Source organism: Mycobacterium sp. NGS29 (assembly GCF_059812965.1).
The window spans coordinates 45,756-63,607 of sequence record NZ_JCALDR010000001.1 but is presented as its reverse complement, the minus strand read 5'-3'; the positions used below and the strand labels follow the sequence as shown (position 1 = coordinate 63,607).

Here is a 17,852-nt window from a genome sequence, read left to right as displayed (position 1 = left end):
AGAGTGATCGCGGACGCTTTCGAAAAAGTAATCGAGATTAGATATTTTCGTCGTTTTGGCACGTGCGTACCGGTTTGTCTCGTACTCTCACATCGTTCAACACCAACGAAGGGGGAGGATCGATGTCGATCCGGAATCTGATTCTGGCGGCAGCAGCAGCCGTCGCCATTTTGGGCGGCGGCGCGTCCGCGGCACCGGCAGCACAAGCGGACCCGCCGTACGCCAACTGCAAAGCAGCAGCCAAGGATGGCAGATACAACATCCCGCGAGGCGATGCCGCATACGGGCAATGGCTTGATCGGGATAACGACGGAATCGCCTGCGAGAAATAACACAGGAGCCCAGCTCGTCGCCGGTCAGGGCGCCGAGCTGGTTCCTGTTTGCGTCGCGGATCTCGCGACGCAACTGCAAGTTTCAGCCGAAACACTCACGTCGCACAAAACACAACGTCGACAGGCGCTGGACAAGGAACAATTCTGATGAAATCGCTTGGAAAGCTGGCTTTTCTCGGCATCATCTCAGCAACAATTTCGATGACCAGCGCAGCCGAAGCGAACGCGGGAAGCTACATAGACTATGGGACGGATCGAGCGGGCTGCCAGCGAGCGGCTCAACAGGCGAACGCCACCAGCAACCGACACTCGTACTGTTACGAAACTGGGCCAGGGCACTATTCGCTCTACCTAGCGAACTAACCGCCCGCCGCGCGGCGCCGGGGACAGTTTCACCTTCGCGACGAAGACCAGTGCGGCAGCAACCTCTCCGGTGCTCATCACAATGAATAGACGATCACTGTTTCAGCCTCCTGTGCTCCGCCGCTGACGCGCTGCCCGTACAAATGGGCCATTCCTCGGTGACAATGCTGAGCTATAAAGTTGCCGAGTGAACATCAACGAGCTCCTTGTCGGTGTAGTGATAGCCCCCGTCCGGGCCGGCGTCAAAGTGGCCGACGCGGGACTCGCCGCTGCGACTATGGCGCTCGGGGCCGTGAAGCAATCGTTGGGCGAGGACGGCCCTAAGTCGGTAGACCCGATTACCGATCTATTGCCCATACGCGGCGCTCTCATAGGCGCGAACCGAGTCGCCGAATTCACCGAAAAAGATAGGGCGATGGGGCGCGCTCTGGTCCGCGGCGGGCCGGCGGACAAGCTGATGCGTCCCGGGGGGGTGGTCGATTTGTTGACCGCGCCCGGCGGGTTACTCGATCGGACATCTGTCGGAGGTAGCGCCTCGCTTGAGCGGATCCTCGCGCCCGGTGGGCTCGTAGAACGGCTGCTCGCAGAGGACGGTCCGATGGAGCGCATGCTCGCCGAGGACGGCATCATCGAGCGGATGTTTGCCGAGGACGGCATCGTCGACAAGCTGCTCGCCAAGAACGGCCCGCTTGAACAACTGACCGAGGCCGCAGAAATCCTCAGCCGACTGCAGCCCGCCATGGATAGGATGACGCCCACCGCCGACACCCTTGAGTCTGCCGTCGATACCCTCAACAGGATGGTCAACTCGCTCAGTGGCATCACCGAACGCATTCCCAGGCGACGGTCGACGCGGCCGCCGGTGCGTTCCAAGCCCAACGTCGAGCAGGCTGCCCTCGAGGAGTGAGCTGACCGGCCTGGACAGGACGAGCAGATAACCGGAGTCGGAAAAACATCACGACCTCGGCCGTACTCCGTCCTTTCAAAACGAAGGAGTGTGAAGGATCAGCCGATACAACTGTCGAGCATCGGCCGAAATGCTGTCACATGGCACCCGAAGCAACAACGCGCCGAACATCGCAGGTCAACCACATTGTGGGGCGGGTGGGGCTCGAACCCACGACCAACGGATTATGAGTCCGCGGCTCTAACCGACTGAGCTACCGCCCCTGCGAAGCACGACCACCCTAGCGCGGCAACAGCCCCCACCAAGCAACAGCCGGTCACTCAATAGGCCGCAGCCGGAACACCCGAATCTCCCGCGGCGCCGCCTTCTCCCGGTACGCCTCGTACCCGGCGTAGAAGTCGACCGCCGTCTCCCACGCGGCTTCCCGCTCGGCACCCGTCAGCAACTCAGCGCGATACCGGCGCGGCGGCCCCTTGTACTCGACCGTGCACTCGGGATTCGCCTTCAGATTGGCACTCCACCCCGGATGCTTCGGTCCGCCATAGTTCGAGCCGATCGCCAGCAGGCCGTCCGCATCCTCGACCAGCACCAGCGGCGTCGCCCGCCGCTGCCCGGTCTTGGCGCCAACAGAAACCACCAGACCCGCCCGGTTCAACCCCGCCGAGCTCAGCCGACCGTTGGTCCGGGGAATGAGCACCTTGTCGATGTGCGGTGCCAGATGTACCGCGAGCTGGTAGCCCAAAGCACTCATTGCCAGGCGCTCGCCGAGCGCCTCATGGAAGCGCAACCGCCGCCCGCGAACCCGACTCTCTCGCCGAAAAGACACAGTCAGACCGTACCCAGGAACGCCGCCATCAACCTTGCTCCTTCTTCGCCCGCTCGCGCCGCGCTTCCCACGTGTGCTGCGGATATTCGTCCTGCACATGGGTATCGCGGTGCTCGCCAGGACACATCCACTGCCGATCCATCCGGTCACCGTTGCCGGTCATGTCGATGACCTGATACTCCGCGTCAGCACGGCACCGCAGGCAATAGCTGTGCCCGGTTTCCAGGATCTCCCCGATCACCCCACGCTCCCATCAGTAGACATAGACAACCGCCCCATTTCCACCGTTGCACACCACCAGCGACCCGTTCGCCGCACACGTCATCGTGTAGCGCTGGCCGGTCACCGGGCTGACCGCCTCGACCTGCCTGGGAGCCGAACCGGCAGGACCACCCGCGCCATACGCCGCCCGTACCGCTTCGGCGAACGGACACGTGGTGTCCCCGGACCCGACCGCGGAGTGCGCGAATCCGCCCGCCGGCCCGGACGTCGACGGGCACGCCGTAGCCCCCGGCGGCAACGCAACTGGCGAAGGCGAAGCCCCCTCATCCAACGTCCACCGCCCACAACCCTGCGTCCGGAACCCCACATCCGTCGGCGCGATCTTCACCGTCTGCGGCAGAATTCCCGCACCGTTGACGATGATGTCGGCGGTCTGTCCCCCGAACCCGCGCAGCCGCTCCCAATAGCAGGACTCGCCACCCGGCGACCGATACGTCCCGGCCTGCAGATCGACGCCCATCCGGAAGGTGCCGTCCCCCGGCAGGCTGCGGCCGGCAACAGTGGTGGTCGTCGTCGGAGTCGAAGACGTCGACGTGCCCGACGACGACGGCGGGATCGACACCGTCGTGCCCGGATAGATCGGCTCGAGATGAGACGTCGCGGTGTCGTGCGGCGCAACCGGAGGCCGGGCCGTCGAACCCCCACCCGAACATCCGCTCAGCGCACACACCAGCGCCAGCGCGAAAACCGTCCGCCTCACCACGATCTCAGCTGAACACCGTTTGGCCATCGACATCGATCAGGTACCGCTCGGTGCCGGACTCCACCCGCGCCGCGTCCGCGCCCAACGACACCGCAATCTTGTTGCTCGAGTTGCGCATGATGTCGAAGGTCAACTCCACAGCCTCGGCCTCGCTAAACCAAGAGCGCACCTCGGCGGCATCGTCGACGGCGAGGTGCGCAGGGGTCCAAATTAACGCATCCGTATAGCGCAGCGCTGCTTTTGTGCGTGCGTCCAGCACCGCGGACTTCTCGAACCGCGCAAGCTCGTCGTACAGCGTCTCCGAACCGCCGGCATCCAGGGCGTTGCCTTCGCGCAACGACTTGCACAGCCGGCAGTTATGCGCACCAGCCACCCGCAACCGCACCAGCTCCGAAGTCACCGGATCCAGCGCCCGCAGCCGCGCCACCGCCGGCGCGAACTCGCCCAGCAACACCGCGGACGGGTCGCTGTCGTGGTCCCACACCACCGGCTGACCGACCCAGCCCAGATACTCTGACCCGACGTCCAACGCTTCCAACCCGGCCCGCACCCGCGGCACGAAGTCGGCAATGAAGATCGAGACAACGGTTCGAAAAGCCCTGTCCCCCAAGTACTTCAGCAACTGCGAGCGTTGTTCAACGGTGATCACCGAGACGTCGACGCTGAATTGCTCGGCGAACGCCGCGACCACCGCGTCCGCCTCGGAGACTCCGTCATCATCCGGGCCCGACGGCAGCGGCGGCAAACCCAACGCCTGCGCGCACACCCGTCGCACCATCCCGGCCAGGCGCCCGTCCCCGGCCGACAGCGCGACGAACCGCGCCAAATAGTCAGCATCCAGGCCGGTCATAGCCCAACGCTACTGCGCCTGGCTCACCGACGACATGTGAAAGTCCGGGATCCGCAACGACGGCATCGCCGCCCGCGTCGCCCAGTCACCCCATTCCCGCGGCAGCGTTTTCTCGCTGACCCCGGCCTCGGTCGCGCGCCGCAACAGGTCCAGCGGGCTCTCGTTGAACCGGAAATTGTTGACCGCGCCGGTCACCTCGCCGTCCTCGATCAGATACACCCCGTCCCGGGTCAAGCCCGTCAGCAGCAACAACGTCGGGTCGACCTCGCGGATGTACCACAGCGTGGTCAGCAGCAACCCGCGCTCGGTGGACGCGATCATGTCGGCCAACTCGTTGGTGCCGCCGGTCATCACCAGGTTGTCGGCGGCCACCGCCACCGGGGCGTCGTAGCGGGCGGCGGTCGCCCGCGGATAGGCCAGCGCGTTGATCACGCCGTCGCGGATCCAGTCGACCTGCCCGATCTCCATGCCGTTGTCGAACACCGACGCTGTCTCCGAGGAACTGCTCACCGCCACGAACGGCGTGCACACCAGGCCCGGGGCCATCGGATCGGAGAACAACGTCAGCGGCAGCGAGGTGAGCCGCTCCCCCACCCGCGTCCCGCCGCCGGGTGCCGACAACGCTGTGCGCCCTTCCTGCGCGCCGCGCCCGGCCATCGTCCAGGCCAGATAGATCATCATGTCGGCCACCGTCGACGGCGGCATCAACGTCTCGTACCGGCCGGCGGGCAGTTCTACCGTCCGCGACGACCAATCCAGCCGCGTCGACAGATCGGACAGCAGCGAATCAATAGGCACGTCAACGAAATCCGGGGTGCCGATACCCGCCCACGCGCTGGCGTCGCCCCGTTTGGCGTTGAGTTCGATCGACCCGGTCGGCAGCGTGTAGCGCCGCCGCAGTCCCGTCGAAGACGCCAGGAACGTCGTCGAAAGACTGTGGTGCGCATAGCCGTACAACGTGTCGCGGCCCCGGAACACCTTGCTCAACGGGCCGGCGATCCCGGTGAACACCCCCACCCCGGTGCCGGGCACCGGCGCATCCCAATCCGCGGGTTCCCCGGTGTCGGCGAGCAGCGGCGCGGCGTCCCCGGCCTCCGGCGCCGAACGCGCGGCGTCCTGCGAGGACACCACCAGCCCGGGCAGCACCGACGGGTCCGCCTCCCCGGAGACCACGGAGCCGACGTAGGCGCTGTCTCCTTTGCGCACAATCGAAATCACCGTCACGCTGCGCTGAACGGCGACGCCGTTGGTGGTCATCGTGTTGTTCGCCCAGCGCAGGTTTGCCTCGACCTTGTCGGTCACCAACACCATGGTCTCGTCGGCCCGGCCGTTCTTGGCGGCCTCGTCCAGGACGATGTTCACGACGTGCTGAGGTGTGATCATCGGCCGCCCTCGGTCCGGGTGTTGAGCACATTGATGCCGCGGAACAGCGCCGACGGACATCCGTGGCTGACCGCGGCGATCTGACCGGGCTGAGCCTTGCCGCAGTTGAGCGCGCCACCGAGCCGCCAGGTCGAGCGGCCACCGACTGCTTCCATCGAGTTCCAGAAGTCGGTGGTGGTGGCCTGGTAGGCGACGTCGCGCAGCTGCCCGTACAGGGCACCGTCGCGAATCCGGTAGAAGCGTTGCCCGGTGAACTGAAAGTTGTAGCGCTGCATGTCGATTGACCAGGATTTGTCGCCGACGATGTAGATCCCGTCGTCGATGCGGGAGATCAGGTCGGCGGTGGACAGATCCTCCAGGCCCGGCTGCAACGACACGTTGGCCATCCGCTGGATCGGCACGTGGTGTGCGGAGTCGGCGTACGAGCAGCCGTTGGAGCGCTGCTCGCCCAGCCGCGGAGCGAACACCCGGTCCAGCTGGTAGCCCACGAACACCCCGTCGCGAACCAGATCCCAGCTCTGCGCGGCCACGCCTTCGTCGTCGAAACCGACAGTGGCCAAGCCGTGTTCGACGGTACGGTCGGCGGTCACATTCATCACTGACGAGCCGTACTGCATGCTGCCGAGTTTGTCGGGGGTGGCGAACGAGGTACCGGCGTAGGCGGCCTCGTAGCCGATAGCCCGGTCGTATTCGGTTGCGTGCCCGATGGATTCGTGGATGGTGAGCCACAGGTTGGTCGGATCGATCACGAGATCGGTGGGCCCGGGCATCACCGACGGCGCGTGCACCTTCTCATAAAGCAGGTCGGGCAGCTCGGCGAGCTCGGCGCTCCAATTGAACACCTCGTCGGTGGCGACGGCCTCCCAGCCGCGCGCCGTCGGCGGTGCCAAGGTACGCATCGAGTCGAACCCACCCGCCTTCGCGTCGATGCTGACCGCCTCCAGCGACGGCTGCAGCCGCACCCGCTGCTGGGTGATCGAGGAGCCGAACGTGTCGGCGTAGAAGGTCTGCTCCTTGACCGCGGTCAGGCTGGCCGACACGTGGTCGACACCGTCGGCGTCCAGCAACCGTCCCGAGTAGTCCTGCAACACCCCGATCTTCTCCGACGAGGGCACGCCGAACGGGTCGATCTGATAGTCCGACGTCCAGCTGACGTCGGCGTACACCGGCTCCGGCGCCAACCGGACCTGCTCGGTGTTCAGCGCAGCCAGTACCGTCGCCACCTGCACCGCGTGCCGTGCGGTGCGGGCCGCCGCGTCGGGCACCAGCTCGGAATGCGAGGCGAACCCCCAGGTGCCGGCCACGATCACCCGCACCGCCAGCCCGACCTCGCGGCTGAGCACCGCCGTCTCCAACTCGCCGTCGCGCAGCTGGATGCTTTCGGTGCTGATGCGGTGTATCCGCAGGTCTGCATAACTGGCCCCGGCCGCTCGGGCCGCCGACAACGCGGCGTCCGCCAACTGGTGGCGCGGCAGGTCCAGGAAGTCGGCATCGATCCCCCGGTTCGGTGTCACGGGTCCACCGTATCGACCGGCTTTAATACATTCATGTCAGACTCGCCGCGCCGTTCCACCGCGCTGGCGTACGCCCTGTTGGCGCCCAGCCTGTTCGGCGTGATCGCCTTCCTGCTGCTGCCGATCCTGGTGGTGGTGTGGCTCAGTCTGTACCGGTGGGACCTGCTGGGGCCACTGCATTATGTGGGCTTCGCCAACTGGCGTTCGGTGCTGCACGACGGCGACTTCGCCGACTCGCTGGTGGTCACCGCCATCTTCGTGGCGATCGTGGTGCCGGCACAGACGGTGTTGGGGCTGATCGCCGCGATGATGCTGGCCCGGGAATTGCCCGGCACCGGGCTGTTCCGCACCCTGTATGTGCTGCCGTGGATCTGCGCGCCGTTGGCGATCGCGGTGATGTGGCGCTGGATCCTGGCACCGACCGACGGCGCGGTCAGCACCCTGCTGGGCCGGCGCATCGAATGGCTGACCAACCCCGACCTGGCGCTGCCGGTGGTGTCGGCGGTGGTTATCTGGACCAACGTCGGCTACGTCTCGCTGTCGTTCCTGGCCGGCCTGCTGGCGATCCCGGAGGACATTCACCGTGCGGCGCGCACCGACGGCGCCAACGCCTGGCAGCGGTTCTGGCGCATCACGCTGCCGATGCTGCGACCCACCACGTTCTTCGTGCTGGTGACCGGGATCGTCAGCACCGCACAGGTTTTCGACACCGTCTATGCGCTGACCGGCGGTGGGCCGGAAGGCAGCACCGACCTGGTCGCGCATCAGATCTACGCTGAGGCGTTCGGTGCGGCCGCGATCGGGCGGGCCGCGGTGATGGCGGTCGTGCTGTTCGTCATCCTGGTCGGCGTCACGTTCATCCAGCACATGTATTTCCGCAAGCGGATCACCTATGAACTCACGTAACGCGCTGATCTACGTCGGCCTGATTTTCGGCGCGGTGATCACTTTGGCGCCGTTCGCCCTGGGCTTGCTGACGTCGTTCACCTCGGCACACCAGTTCGCGACCGGATCGCCGCTGCAGTGGCCGGAGCCGTTCACGTTGTCCAACTACACCGACCTGGTGGGCAGCGGGTTCGGCCGGGCGGCGGCAGTGACCGCGTTGATGACGGCGCTGATCCTGTTGGGACAGTTGAGTTTCTCGGTGCTGGCCGGCTACGCGTTCGCACGGTTGCACTTCCCCGGCCGCGACGGGTTGTTCTGGGTGTACGTCGCGACGCTGATGGTGCCGGGCACCGTGACGGTGGTGCCGCTGTATTTAATGATGGCCCAGCTCGGGTTGCGGAACACGTTCTGGGCGTTGGTGATTCCGTTCATGTTCGGCTCGCCGTATGCCATCTTCCTGCTGCGCGAGCACTTTCGGCTCATCCCCGACGATCTGATCAACGCCGCGTCGTTGGACGGTGCCAACACTCTGGACGTGCTGGTGCACGTGATCCTGCCGTCTTCCAAGCCGGTGCTGGCCGCGTTGACGATGATCACCGTGGTCTCCCAGTGGAACAACTTCATGTGGCCGTTGGTGATCACCAGCGGGCGCAAGTGGCGGGTGCTGACGGTGGCCACCGCGGATCTGCAGTCCCGGTACAACTCGCAGTGGACGCTGGTGATGGCGGCGACGACGGTGGCGATCGTGCCGCTGATCGCGCTGTTCGTGGTATTCCAGCGTCACATCGTCTCGTCGATCCTGGTGTCGGGTCTGAAGTGAAGCGGCTGCGGTTCTCCACTCTGTTCGCCGGTTCGTTGCTGTTGGTGGTGGCACTGCTGTTGACGACGGCGGTGATGATGGGGCGCTCGAGCGACGACGGCAAGATCGTGGTCACCGTGCGATTGTGGGCCGAGCCGATCGCGCGGGCGTATCGGGATTCGTTCGCCGCGTTCGGCCGGGCCCACCCCGACATCGAGGTGCGCCTGGACATGGTGGCGTTCTCCAACTACTTCGACACCCTGCGCACGGACGTGGCCGGCGGTAGTGCCGACGACATCTTCTGGATCTCCAATGCCTACCTCGACGCCTACGCCGACAGCGGTCGGCTGATCCGGATCGGCGAGCCTGCTGCGGACTGGGAACGCTCGGTGGTCACCCAGTTCACCCACAGCGGGTCGTTGTGGGCGGTGCCGCAGCTGACCGACGCGGGAATCGCGGTGTTCTACAACGCCGACCTGCTGGCCGCCGCCGGTGTCGATCCCGCAGAACTTTCCGACATGCGCTGGAGTCCCGGTAGTGACGACACGCTGCGGCCGCTACTGGCCCGGCTCACCATCGACGCCGACGGGCATCGCGCCGACGCACCGGATTTCGAGTTCCGCCGGGTCCGCCAGTGGGGGTACAACGCCGCCAACGACCCGCAGGGCATTTACCTCAACTACATCGGATCCAACGGCGGGGTGTTCCAGCGCGGCAACGAGTTCGCGTTCGACAATCCCGAAGCCTCGGCAGCATTCGGTTACCTCGTCGGCCTGATCAACCACGACCACGTCGCACCACCGGCGTCGGACACCAACGACAACGGCGACTTCTCGCTCAACCAGTTCCTGGCCGGCAAGATGGCGCTGTTCCAGTCCGGCACCTACAGCCTGGCCGCGGTGTCCCGCGACGCCACCTTCCGGTGGGGTATCGCGCTGCTGCCGACCGGTCCGCGCGGCCGGGTGAGTGTCACCAATGGCATTGCCGCAGCCGGTAATTCGGCGTCCAAGCATCCCGATGCCGTACGTCAGGTGCTGGCCTGGATGGGTAGCGCCGAGGGGAATGCATACCTGGGACGCGAGGGTGCGGCCATCCCGGCGGTGCTGTCGGCCCAGCCGGGCTACTTCGCCTACTGGAAAGCCAGGGGCGTGGACGTCGCGCCGTTCTTCACCGTGCTTGACGGGCCGCGCATCCCGGCTCCCGGCGGGGCCGGGTTCGCTGCCGGCAACGAGGCGCTCCAGCCGTACTTCGACGATATGTTCTTGGGCCGCGGCGATATCGCGACGACGTTGCAGCAGGCGCAGGTGGCGGCTAATGCCGCAGCCCGGCGTTAACTCCGCCGCACCTGACTGTGCGTCGACGCCAGGCACAAAGAGGCCAAGAACGGCGGGCTGGACCACATGCGCCTCATCCGTCACGAGCCCGGAATGGTTACTTGAAAGCCCGCCTCCGAGCGACTTTCTCACCGTGCGCGACTTTTGACCGAGCCGGCAGGGCAGCATTGCAGAGGGTGCTAGCCGAGACGGATGCTGCAGAACATCGCTGCGGCAAGGAAAGTCGCGCGTAGGTGAGAAAGTCGCTACGAGCCGGGCAACGGAAACATCGGCCGCCGGACGGGGGACCGTCGTCAACCGACACCACACCCGGGCAGCAGCCCCCGGCTCGTCACACTGGCGTGACGCTCGACGCCCGCAGCCACGCTGGCGTGACGCTCGACGCAGCCAGCCCCCGGCTCGTCACGCTGGCGTGACGCTCGACGCCCGCAGCCACGCTGGCGTGACGCTCGACGCAGCCACCCCCGGCTCGTCACGCTGGCGTGACGCTCGACGCCCGCAGCCACGCTGGCGTGACGCTCGACGCAACGCCGCCCCCGGCTCGTCACGCTGGCGTGACGCTCGACGCCCGCAGCCACGCTGACGTGACGCTCGACGCACCGCAGCCCCTGGCTCGTCACACTGGCGTGACGCTCGACGCCCGCAGCCACGCTGACGTGACGCTCGACGCAGCCAGCCCCCCGCTCGTCACGCTGACGTGACGCGCGACGCAGCCAGCCCCCGCTCGCCACGCTGGCGTGACGCTCGACGCAGCAGCCCCCGGCTCGTCACGCTGGCGTGACGCTCGACGCAGCCAGCCCCCGGCTCGCCACGCTGACGTGACGCTCGACGCCCGCAGCCACGCTGACGTGACGCTCGACGCAGCCAGCCCCCGCTCGTCACGCTGACGTGACGCTCGACGCTCGCAGCCACGCTGGCGTGACGCTCGACGCACCGCAGCCCCCGGCTCGTCACGCTGGCGTGACGCTCGACGCCCGCAGCCACGCTGACGTGACGCTCGACGCAGCCAACGCCCGCAAAACGCAACAGAGCGGCCAGAAACGCTAACCCGGCAACACCAGCACCGGTACCGGGCTGTGCCGAATGATCTTGCCGCTGCGCGCCCCCAGGAACACCCGCCGGATGTCGCCGCGCGGCGAGGTGCCCATCACCAGGATCTCCCCGTCAACCCATACGGTGCTCGACAATGCCTCCGCCCAACTGTGCGCGGTGACGACCTCGAAGTCGACGTCGTCGGGGACGGTCAGCTGAGACTGGATCTCGCGCGCCTGTGACGCCCACGCCTCCAGCACGGCGTCCTCGGCATCCAACCCCACCTCCGGCGGATACATCGTCCGACCCCGCACCGCGAAGGTGATCACCCGCAGCGGCACCGAGAACCGCTCCGAGTACTCCACGCAGCGGCGCACCACCTCCGCTGACTGCGGGGTAGCCGAATACGCACAGGCAAGCCGCGTCAAACCCGCTGAATGAGAACGATATTCGGGCGGGCTGATCGCGACCGGAACCGGTGAGGAGTGCAGCAGCCAATCCGCGGTGGTGCCGACCACCACCAGTGCGCGCCCGCCGCTGGGCAGCGACCCCAGCACCAGCATCTCGGCGTCGACGTCCGCGACGACTTCCAGCAGTCCGCCCGACACCGACCGATGCGCCCGATGCAGGTAGCTGATGTCGATCCCCTCAGCCAACGGGAACAGAATCCGCTCGGCTTCCCGAGCCGAATTCTCGGCCAACGAATCCGCCCACTGCTCGTATTCAGCGTCCACCCGGGCCAGCGACGGCGTCAGCCACGGCCTGGGCACGATCGTGGCCACGGTCAGCGACGTCTGGAGCGTGCGAGCGGCGCCGGCGGCCAGGTTCAGCCCGGACAGGCCGACTTTGCCGGCCCGGTACCCCACGACGACGGTCACGGTGCGTCCTTGTTGAGCGCGCTGTGGTGCCGGCCCCAGGCCAGGTAGTAGACCAACGCCACCACAATCCAGCCGCAGAACGCCAGCCAGGTGTACCAGTGCAGGCTGAACAGGATGTAGCCGCAGGCCAGCACCGAAAGTGCCGGAGTCACGGGATAACCCGGCACCCGGAAGCCGCGGGGCAGGTCAGGATTCCGCACCCGCAGGATGATCACCCCGGTGGAGACCACGATGAACGCGGTCAACGTGCCGATGGACACCATGTCGGCCAGCTTGTCCAGCGGCACGAACGCCGCCAACGCCGACGCGACGATCGCCACGATCACGGTGTTGTTCACCGGCGTCATGGTGCGCGGATTCACCCTCGCGAACCGCGACGGCAGCAACCCGTCGCGGCCCATCGCGAACAGGATCCGGGTCATCCCGTACAGGGTGACCAGCGTGACGGTGAAGATCGAGATCACCGCGCCACCGGCCAGCACTGTGCCGGCCCAGGTGCCCCGGGTGACGTTGTCGAGAATGGTTGCCAGCCCGGCGTTTTCCTGCGCCCCGAAGTTCTGCCACGGCTGGGTGCCCAACGCGGCCAGCGCGACCAGCACGTACACCCCGGTCACGATGAACAACGCCGACACCAACGCCCGCGGCATCGTCTTTTGCGGGTCCTTCACCTCATCGCCGGCGGTCGAGACCGCGTCCAGGCCGATGTAAGAGAAGAAGATGGTGCCCGCCGCCGAGCCGATGCCCGCCACCCCGAACGGGGCGAAGTCCTTGAGGTTTCCGTCGTCGAACCCGGTGAACGCGATGACCACGAACATGCCCAGCACGCCCAACTTGACCAACACCATCACCGTGTTGACTTTCGCGGATTCACTGGCGCCACGGATCAACAGCAGGGCGCACATCACGATCAGAATGACCGCCGGCAGATTCACCCACCCGTGCGCGACCCCGTCCGGTGGCTTGTCCCACGGCGCCGCGGACAGTGCATGCGGCAATTCGAATCCGAACAGGTTGTGCAGCAGTTTGTTCAAATACCCGCTCCACCCGACCGCCACCGCGGCGGTGGCCACCCCGTACTCCAGCAGCAGGCACGCCGCGACCACGATCGCCACCACCTCGCCCATGGTCGTGTACGCATACGAGTACGACGAGCCCGAAACCGGTACCGCCGAAGCCAATTCGGCGTAACAGAAGGCGGCCAGCCCGGCTGCGACACCAGCGACCAGAAACGACACGATCACCCCGGGGCCGGCCTCGGGCACCGCCTGGGACAGCACGAAGAAGATCCCGGTCCCGATCGTCGATCCGACCCCGAACAGGGTCAGCTGAAAGGTGCCGAAACTTCGCTTCAGACCGGAGTCGGCGCCCACAGCGACTGGGGCACCACCCACCGGTCGGCGACGCAGCAGCTGCTGTTTGAGGCCGATCGAAGTAGCCGCCAACTCGTCAGGCCGCGGTGAGGATGGTCTGGATTGCGACGCCCGCGCCACCCACCACGACGGCGATCGCCAGCGTCACCCAGTCGGCCAGCTTGGGCCCCCGCGGATTGGCCGACAGCTGACCGGTGCCACCGCGGGCGGTGATCGCATCGCCCATCTCGTCGGCGCGCCGCAGCGTCACCGTGATGGCGGCGGCCAGCAGGTCGATCATCTCCAGCCGGCGCTGCTGACGTTTCTCCTTGCGGCTCTTCGGGGTCTGCTTGGGCCGCAATCGACGCGCGGCGTAGAGGACCTGGAATTCGTCGATCAGCATCGGGAAGGCGCGCAGCGCCAGCGCCAGCGCCACCGCCCACTCGTCGACCGGCAGCCGCAACAGCCGTAGCGGGCGGCCCAAAGTGGCTACCGCAGGACCGATTTCGGCCACATTGGTGGTGTAGGAGACCAGCCCACCGGTCGCCAGCAGTACCAGTGTCAGCGCGGTGATGCGCAGGAAGTTCAGCGTTCCGCCGAGTCCGAGTTCGACACCGGCGACCGGGATTTCCGGATCGCCGCCAGCCAGGGCGGCGGTAATACCGCCGATCGCCAACACAATCCACAACCAGCGGGGTATCGACGGCAGCGCCCCGCGGGGAATGCGGGCAATCCGGATCGCCGCCAGTACCAGCGCCGCCATGCACCCGATCGTCACCCAGCCGGGGTAGAACGCCAGCAACGCCGAAATCCCGAAGACCACCAGCAGCTTCGTTCCGGCCCACAGATCGTGGATGGGCGAGCCGCCCGGTATCGGCACCAGCAGCACGACCGGACGGCCGGGTTTGCGCTTCTCCCGCCCCGCCGGGGACGACGCCACCGTCACGACGCACCCCCTGCCGAACTGGACGCCGACGCCGATTCCAGCACGCCGTCCCGCAGATGCAGCGTCCGGGGACACAACGTCTCCATCCCGACGGCGTCGTGCGAAATGACCACCACGGTCAGCCCGGTGTCGCGGCGCAGGTCTTCCAAGAGGCGCAGCAGGCCGGTCTGGCTGGCGATGTCCAAACCGGCCAGCGGCTCGTCGAGGATCAGCGCCTTCGGCGAGCACGCGAGCAACCCGGCCAGCACCACCCGGCGCATCTGGCCCCCGCTGAGCTGGTCGATGCTGCGCTTGGCCAGCGCCGGATCCAGCCCGACCACGCCGAGCGCGGCCACCACGCGGTCTTCGTCCTTGTGCGAAAAGCCGGCGGCAGAGGCGACTTCCAGGTCCACCCGGTTGCGCATCAACTGCAACCTGGCCGCCTGGAACGACAACGCGACCGCGCCGACCTGCTCGTGGGTGGGCCGCCCGTCCAGCAGGCAGGCGCCGCTGGTGGGTGTGGTCAACCCGGCCATGATCCACGCCAGCGTCGACTTCCCCGAGCCGTTGCCGCCGTGGATCAGCACGCCGTCGCCCTGCTCGACCACGAACGAAACATCGCGCAGCGCGGTCTTGGCCCACGGCGTGCCGACGCCGTACTCGTGCCCGACGTTGACGAGTTCCAGGGCTGGCGCATGGCGGGTGTCACCCACGTCCGGCGCCGGGGCCTCGGTCGCCTGGCCCATGCCGGTGTTGTCCGGCGAGTCGCTGAGTTTGATTGTGCGATCGGCGGATTCGGCTTCGTTGCTGTAGTGCGTGATGTGCACCAGCGACATGCGGTGCCGTTTGGTCAGACCGGACAGCACGTTGAGCAGACCCTCGCGGCCCTGATGGTCGACCATCGTGGTGACCTCGTCGGCGATCAGCATCGCCGGCTCGCGGGCCAGTGCCGCCGCCAGCGCGAGGCGCTGCAGCTCACCGCCGGACAGGCTGCCGGTGTCCCGTTCAGCGAGGTCGTCCAGTCCCACTTCGCGGAGCAACTTCTCGACATCGATCTTGGTGCCCGGCGGCAGCCCCCACACCACGTCGTCGGCGACGCGGGTGCCCAGCACTTGGCTTTCCGGGTGCTGCAGCACGATCGCCGTCCCACCCAACTTGCCCAGACCCACCGCGCCGGGCCGGTGCACAGTGCCCGACGTGGGCTCCCGGCCGGCCAGGATCAGCATCAGCGTGGTCTTTCCGGAACCGTTGGCCCCGGTGATGGCGACGTGTTCGCCTTCGCGGAGTTCCATGCTGATCTCGGGCAGCGCGTCCTGGTCGGCACCGGGATAGCGGTAGCGCACCTTGTCCAAGCGCACCGGGACCGGCCCGACGGCGGCATCCTGCGCGTCGCCGACGGCCGCGTCGAGCTTGTGCACGTCGGGCACGCCGCGCATGCGTTCCAGCAGCCGCGACAGCGCCCACCAGCCGATCAGCGACATGAACACGATCCCGATCGTCACGATGCCGAGCAGCACCAGCTGCCAGTAATGCAAGGAGAAGGCGTAGGCAGATTTCAGCCAGGCACCGAGGCGCTCACCGTGCACGCCGTTCAGGAAGGACGCGAGACCGTCCACATTGGCGGTGATGGCGTCGCGCATCAGGTGCCGCAGCCGGGTCAGGATCATCAGCAGCCCGACGTTGCCGGCCGCGAAGATCACCCCGGCGATCAGCGAGGCCACGACCACCGTCGGCGTGCCCCGGTTCCGGCGTTTGATCACCCCGGTGAGCCCGCCGATGTACGCACTCTGCACCACCGCGCCCAGCCCACCGCCGCCGGCGATCAGGAAAGCGATGATGGACGCGGCGACCGTCGCGGTGAGCAACACCCGCAATCGGTACCGGTAGGCCAGCAGGCCGGTGGGCACAGTGCCCAACAGCGCCAGACCCGCGGCAAACGGCACGGCAACGGAAATGATCGCGGTCACCGCACATAACGCCGCCATCACCGCGGCCTGCGCCAATTCAGGGGGGCGCAGGGGTCCGCGCCGATGGCGCGAAGGTGATGGGCCGGGCGGTGTCACTCGACCGATTCTGCCAGGCACAGGCCCTGCACCGGCGCAGCACGTAGGACTAACCGCGATTGGTGGCGCATAGCAAAGCTATGCAACGATGAGTTCATGAGTTCGTCCGCCACGGCAAATGACGCCGAGGTCCCGCACGGCCTGGGAGCGGATCTGCTGGCCGTGGTCGCACGGCTGAATCGGCTGGCAACTCAGCGCATCCAGATGCCGCTGCCGGCGGCGCAGGCCCGGCTGCTGGCCACCATCGATGCCGAGGGCGAAGCTCGCATCGGCGACCTGGCCGCCGTCGACCACTGTTCCCAGCCCACGATGACCACCCAGGTGCGCCGGCTCGAAGAGGCCGGACTGGTCTCGCGCACCGTCGACCCCGGCGATGCGCGGGCGGTCCGCATCCGAATCACGCCTGAGGGACTGCACATGCTCAACGCGGTGCGCCGCGACCGCGCCGCCGCCATCGAACCGCAACTGGCCCGCTTGCGACCCGCCGAACGCCAGGTGCTGGTCGACGCCGTCGACGTGCTGCGGCGGGTGTTGCAGAACGCGGCGAGCGCGCCGGGACGCAACACGCTCTGAGCCCCGATTTTGCAGGTGGATGTACCGCCTCAGCGGGTAGACACTGGTTCCAGGGCGCGAATGGTGCGCCCTGGACCGCTCTTTAGAGAAGGGTGCCGGCCATACCTGATGCCTCCCCGTTGACCGTGTGGGTCGGATCGTTGCGGTATTTCTTCACGCCGGGCCGCGACGTGATCGTGGGCCACGGCGGGCATTGCGACATCCGGTTGGACCGCCCCGGCCTGGGCGGGGTCGAGGATGCGTCCCAACCGGTCCCCGACCTGGTGCTGCGGTTCGCCGGCACCCACTGGTTGGCCGTCGATCAGAGTCAGCACGGCCTGTTCGTGGACGGCACCCGGTTGTCGACAGTGGACATCCGGGATGGCCAGACGATCGCGCTCGGCGACGCGGAGCGCGGGCCGCGACTGACCTTCCAGGTCTCTGCCGCCGACGATCCGGCTGCGGCGGCGTCCGCGACCGACCCGCACGGGGTCGCGTTGCCACCCGAATCACGGCTGGACGGGGAGCCGGCCACTGCTCAGCTTCGCGCGCAGCCCGAGGCCGAACACGATCCGGAGACCACCCGCATCCCGGCGCAGCCGGTGGTGGACGAGCCGGAAACCACGCGGCTTCCGGCGCAGACGCCTCCCACCGGCGAGCCCGAGCCGACCACCGGCCGCATCCCGGTGCAGCCGCCGCCGGTCGCCGACGAGCCGGCTACCACCCGTATTCCGATGGCGCCGCTCGACTTCTCGGGCACCGAGCAATCCCCGATGGAACGGCCCACCCGGCCGTTCCGCTTCATCCGGGCCGAACCCGCCGTCGCGCCGAGTCCGCCACCCGTGACACCGCCCGTCCCGCCGGCGCCTGCACCC

19 protein-coding genes and 1 tRNA gene are annotated in these 17,852 nt (G+C 67.3%); 8 read left to right on the top strand and 12 right to left on the bottom strand.

The annotated features are described in order from the left end of the window. The first annotated feature begins 122 nt into the window (after window positions 1–122). The 3 genes from AC5Y5Z_RS00300 to AC5Y5Z_RS00290 all read left to right on the top strand — a co-directional run bounded on the left by AC5Y5Z_RS00300 (window position 123) and on the right by AC5Y5Z_RS00290 (window position 1,602). Complete coding sequence (locus tag AC5Y5Z_RS00300) at window positions 123–332, top strand: excalibur calcium-binding domain-containing protein (RefSeq protein WP_499922725.1); 210 nt, start codon at window positions 123–125, stop codon at window positions 330–332. Next, complete coding sequence (locus AC5Y5Z_RS00295) at window positions 247–480, top strand: hypothetical protein (RefSeq protein WP_499923186.1); 234 nt, start codon at window positions 247–249, stop codon at window positions 478–480. Before AC5Y5Z_RS00300 ends, AC5Y5Z_RS00295 begins: the two co-directional genes overlap by 86 nt. 402 nt (window positions 481–882) lie before the next feature. Further along, complete coding sequence (locus tag AC5Y5Z_RS00290) at window positions 883–1,602, top strand: hypothetical protein (RefSeq protein ID WP_499922723.1); 720 nt, start codon at window positions 883–885, stop codon at window positions 1,600–1,602. 189 nt (window positions 1,603–1,791) lie between these two features. On the opposite strand, the gene AC5Y5Z_RS00285 is transcribed toward AC5Y5Z_RS00290, so the two are convergent. From AC5Y5Z_RS00285 to AC5Y5Z_RS00255, 7 genes are all read right to left on the bottom strand, one after another. Next, a tRNA-Ile gene (locus AC5Y5Z_RS00285) sits at window positions 1,792–1,865 on the bottom strand. Between the two features lie 53 nt (window positions 1,866–1,918). Next, window positions 1,919–2,428: a nitroreductase family deazaflavin-dependent oxidoreductase gene (locus tag AC5Y5Z_RS00280; RefSeq protein WP_499922721.1), complete on the bottom strand. Its 510-nt coding sequence runs from the start codon at window positions 2,426–2,428 to the stop codon at window positions 1,919–1,921. A gap of 28 nt (window positions 2,429–2,456) precedes the next feature. Then, the gene (locus tag AC5Y5Z_RS00275) at window positions 2,457–2,669 is read right to left on the bottom strand and encodes a hypothetical protein (RefSeq protein ID WP_499922720.1); all 213 of its coding nucleotides are present in this window, start codon (window positions 2,667–2,669) and stop codon (window positions 2,457–2,459) included. Window positions 2,670–2,681: 12 nt separating this feature from the next. After that, window positions 2,682–3,410, bottom strand: coding sequence for an Rv1352/Rv1906c domain-containing protein (locus tag AC5Y5Z_RS00270; protein ID WP_499922718.1), 729 nt, complete (start codon window positions 3,408–3,410; stop codon window positions 2,682–2,684). Between the two features lie 7 nt (window positions 3,411–3,417). Then, complete coding sequence (locus tag AC5Y5Z_RS00265) at window positions 3,418–4,263, bottom strand: carboxymuconolactone decarboxylase family protein (RefSeq protein ID WP_499922716.1); 846 nt, start codon at window positions 4,261–4,263, stop codon at window positions 3,418–3,420. Between the two features lie 9 nt (window positions 4,264–4,272). Beyond that, the gene (locus AC5Y5Z_RS00260) at window positions 4,273–5,646 is read right to left on the bottom strand and encodes a metallopeptidase TldD-related protein (protein ID WP_499922714.1); all 1,374 of its coding nucleotides are present in this window, start codon (window positions 5,644–5,646) and stop codon (window positions 4,273–4,275) included. After that, a complete protein-coding gene (locus tag AC5Y5Z_RS00255; protein WP_499922712.1) occupies window positions 5,643–7,160 on the bottom strand; it encodes a TldD/PmbA family protein in 1,518 nt (505 codons plus the stop codon). The genes AC5Y5Z_RS00260 and AC5Y5Z_RS00255 overlap by 4 nt, the downstream gene beginning before the upstream one ends. A 33-nt stretch (window positions 7,161–7,193) precedes the next feature. Between AC5Y5Z_RS00255 and AC5Y5Z_RS00250 the strand changes: the two genes are divergently transcribed. From AC5Y5Z_RS00250 to AC5Y5Z_RS00235, 4 genes are all read left to right on the top strand, one after another. Next, on the top strand, window positions 7,194–8,066 hold the full coding sequence (locus tag AC5Y5Z_RS00250) for a carbohydrate ABC transporter permease (protein ID WP_499922710.1): 873 nt from the start codon (window positions 7,194–7,196) through the stop codon (window positions 8,064–8,066). Continuing rightward, window positions 8,053–8,865, top strand: coding sequence for a carbohydrate ABC transporter permease (locus tag AC5Y5Z_RS00245; protein ID WP_499922708.1), 813 nt, complete (start codon window positions 8,053–8,055; stop codon window positions 8,863–8,865). Before AC5Y5Z_RS00250 ends, AC5Y5Z_RS00245 begins: the two co-directional genes overlap by 14 nt. Next, window positions 8,862–10,178, top strand: a complete 1,317-nt coding sequence (locus tag AC5Y5Z_RS00240; RefSeq protein WP_499922706.1) for an extracellular solute-binding protein — start codon at window positions 8,862–8,864, stop codon at window positions 10,176–10,178. The genes AC5Y5Z_RS00245 and AC5Y5Z_RS00240 overlap by 4 nt, the downstream gene beginning before the upstream one ends. A 482-nt stretch (window positions 10,179–10,660) precedes the next feature. Continuing rightward, complete coding sequence (locus AC5Y5Z_RS00235; protein ID WP_499922705.1) at window positions 10,661–10,879, top strand: hypothetical protein; 219 nt, start codon at window positions 10,661–10,663, stop codon at window positions 10,877–10,879. Window positions 10,880–11,221: 342 nt separating this feature from the next. Here the strand turns inward: AC5Y5Z_RS00235 and AC5Y5Z_RS00230 are convergent, their stop codons facing one another. Genes AC5Y5Z_RS00230 through AC5Y5Z_RS00215 form a run of 4 tightly spaced genes read right to left on the bottom strand, consistent with a single transcriptional unit; the run spans window position 11,222 to window position 16,425 of the window. Next, window positions 11,222–12,088 (bottom strand): universal stress protein, encoded by an 867-nt coding sequence (locus AC5Y5Z_RS00230; protein WP_499922703.1) that lies wholly within the window; start codon window positions 12,086–12,088, stop codon window positions 11,222–11,224. Further along, the gene (locus AC5Y5Z_RS00225) at window positions 12,085–13,530 is read right to left on the bottom strand and encodes an amino acid permease (RefSeq protein WP_499922701.1); all 1,446 of its coding nucleotides are present in this window, start codon (window positions 13,528–13,530) and stop codon (window positions 12,085–12,087) included. Before AC5Y5Z_RS00225 ends, AC5Y5Z_RS00230 begins: the two co-directional genes overlap by 4 nt. Before the next feature lie 4 nt (window positions 13,531–13,534). Continuing rightward, the gene (locus AC5Y5Z_RS00220) at window positions 13,535–14,383 is read right to left on the bottom strand and encodes a CbiQ family ECF transporter T component (RefSeq protein WP_463824725.1); all 849 of its coding nucleotides are present in this window, start codon (window positions 14,381–14,383) and stop codon (window positions 13,535–13,537) included. Further along, the gene (locus AC5Y5Z_RS00215; protein ID WP_463824726.1) at window positions 14,380–16,425 is read right to left on the bottom strand and encodes an ATP-binding cassette domain-containing protein; all 2,046 of its coding nucleotides are present in this window, start codon (window positions 16,423–16,425) and stop codon (window positions 14,380–14,382) included. The genes AC5Y5Z_RS00220 and AC5Y5Z_RS00215 overlap by 4 nt, the downstream gene beginning before the upstream one ends. A 96-nt stretch (window positions 16,426–16,521) precedes the next feature. Here AC5Y5Z_RS00215 and AC5Y5Z_RS00210 point away from each other — a divergent pair, with 96 nt between their 5' ends. Further along, complete coding sequence (locus tag AC5Y5Z_RS00210) at window positions 16,522–16,998, top strand: MarR family winged helix-turn-helix transcriptional regulator (protein WP_463824727.1); 477 nt, start codon at window positions 16,522–16,524, stop codon at window positions 16,996–16,998. A gap of 517 nt (window positions 16,999–17,515) precedes the next feature. Here the strand turns inward: AC5Y5Z_RS00210 and AC5Y5Z_RS00205 are convergent. Beyond that, window positions 17,516–17,737, bottom strand: coding sequence for a hypothetical protein (locus tag AC5Y5Z_RS00205; protein ID WP_499922698.1), 222 nt, complete (start codon window positions 17,735–17,737; stop codon window positions 17,516–17,518). Window positions 17,738–17,852 lie beyond the last annotated feature (115 nt).

Excerpts from the sequence above, each read along its gene's own strand:
- AC5Y5Z_RS00300 (WP_499922725.1), top strand. The coding sequence starts at position 123 with ATGTCGATCCGGAATCTGATTCTGGCGGCAGCAGCAGCCGTCGCCATT.
- AC5Y5Z_RS00295 (WP_499923186.1), top strand. The coding sequence starts at position 247 with ATGGCAGATACAACATCCCGCGAGGCGATGCCGCATACGGGCAATGGC.
- AC5Y5Z_RS00265 (WP_499922716.1), bottom strand. The coding sequence starts at position 4,263 with ATGACCGGCCTGGATGCTGACTATTTGGCGCGGTTCGTCGCGCTGTCG.
- AC5Y5Z_RS00260 (WP_499922714.1), bottom strand. The coding sequence starts at position 5,646 with ATGATCACACCTCAGCACGTCGTGAACATCGTCCTGGACGAGGCCGCC.
- AC5Y5Z_RS00250 (WP_499922710.1), top strand. The coding sequence starts at position 7,194 with ATGTCAGACTCGCCGCGCCGTTCCACCGCGCTGGCGTACGCCCTGTTG.
- AC5Y5Z_RS00245 (WP_499922708.1), top strand. The coding sequence starts at position 8,053 with ATGAACTCACGTAACGCGCTGATCTACGTCGGCCTGATTTTCGGCGCG.
- AC5Y5Z_RS00210 (WP_463824727.1), top strand. The coding sequence starts at position 16,522 with ATGAGTTCGTCCGCCACGGCAAATGACGCCGAGGTCCCGCACGGCCTG.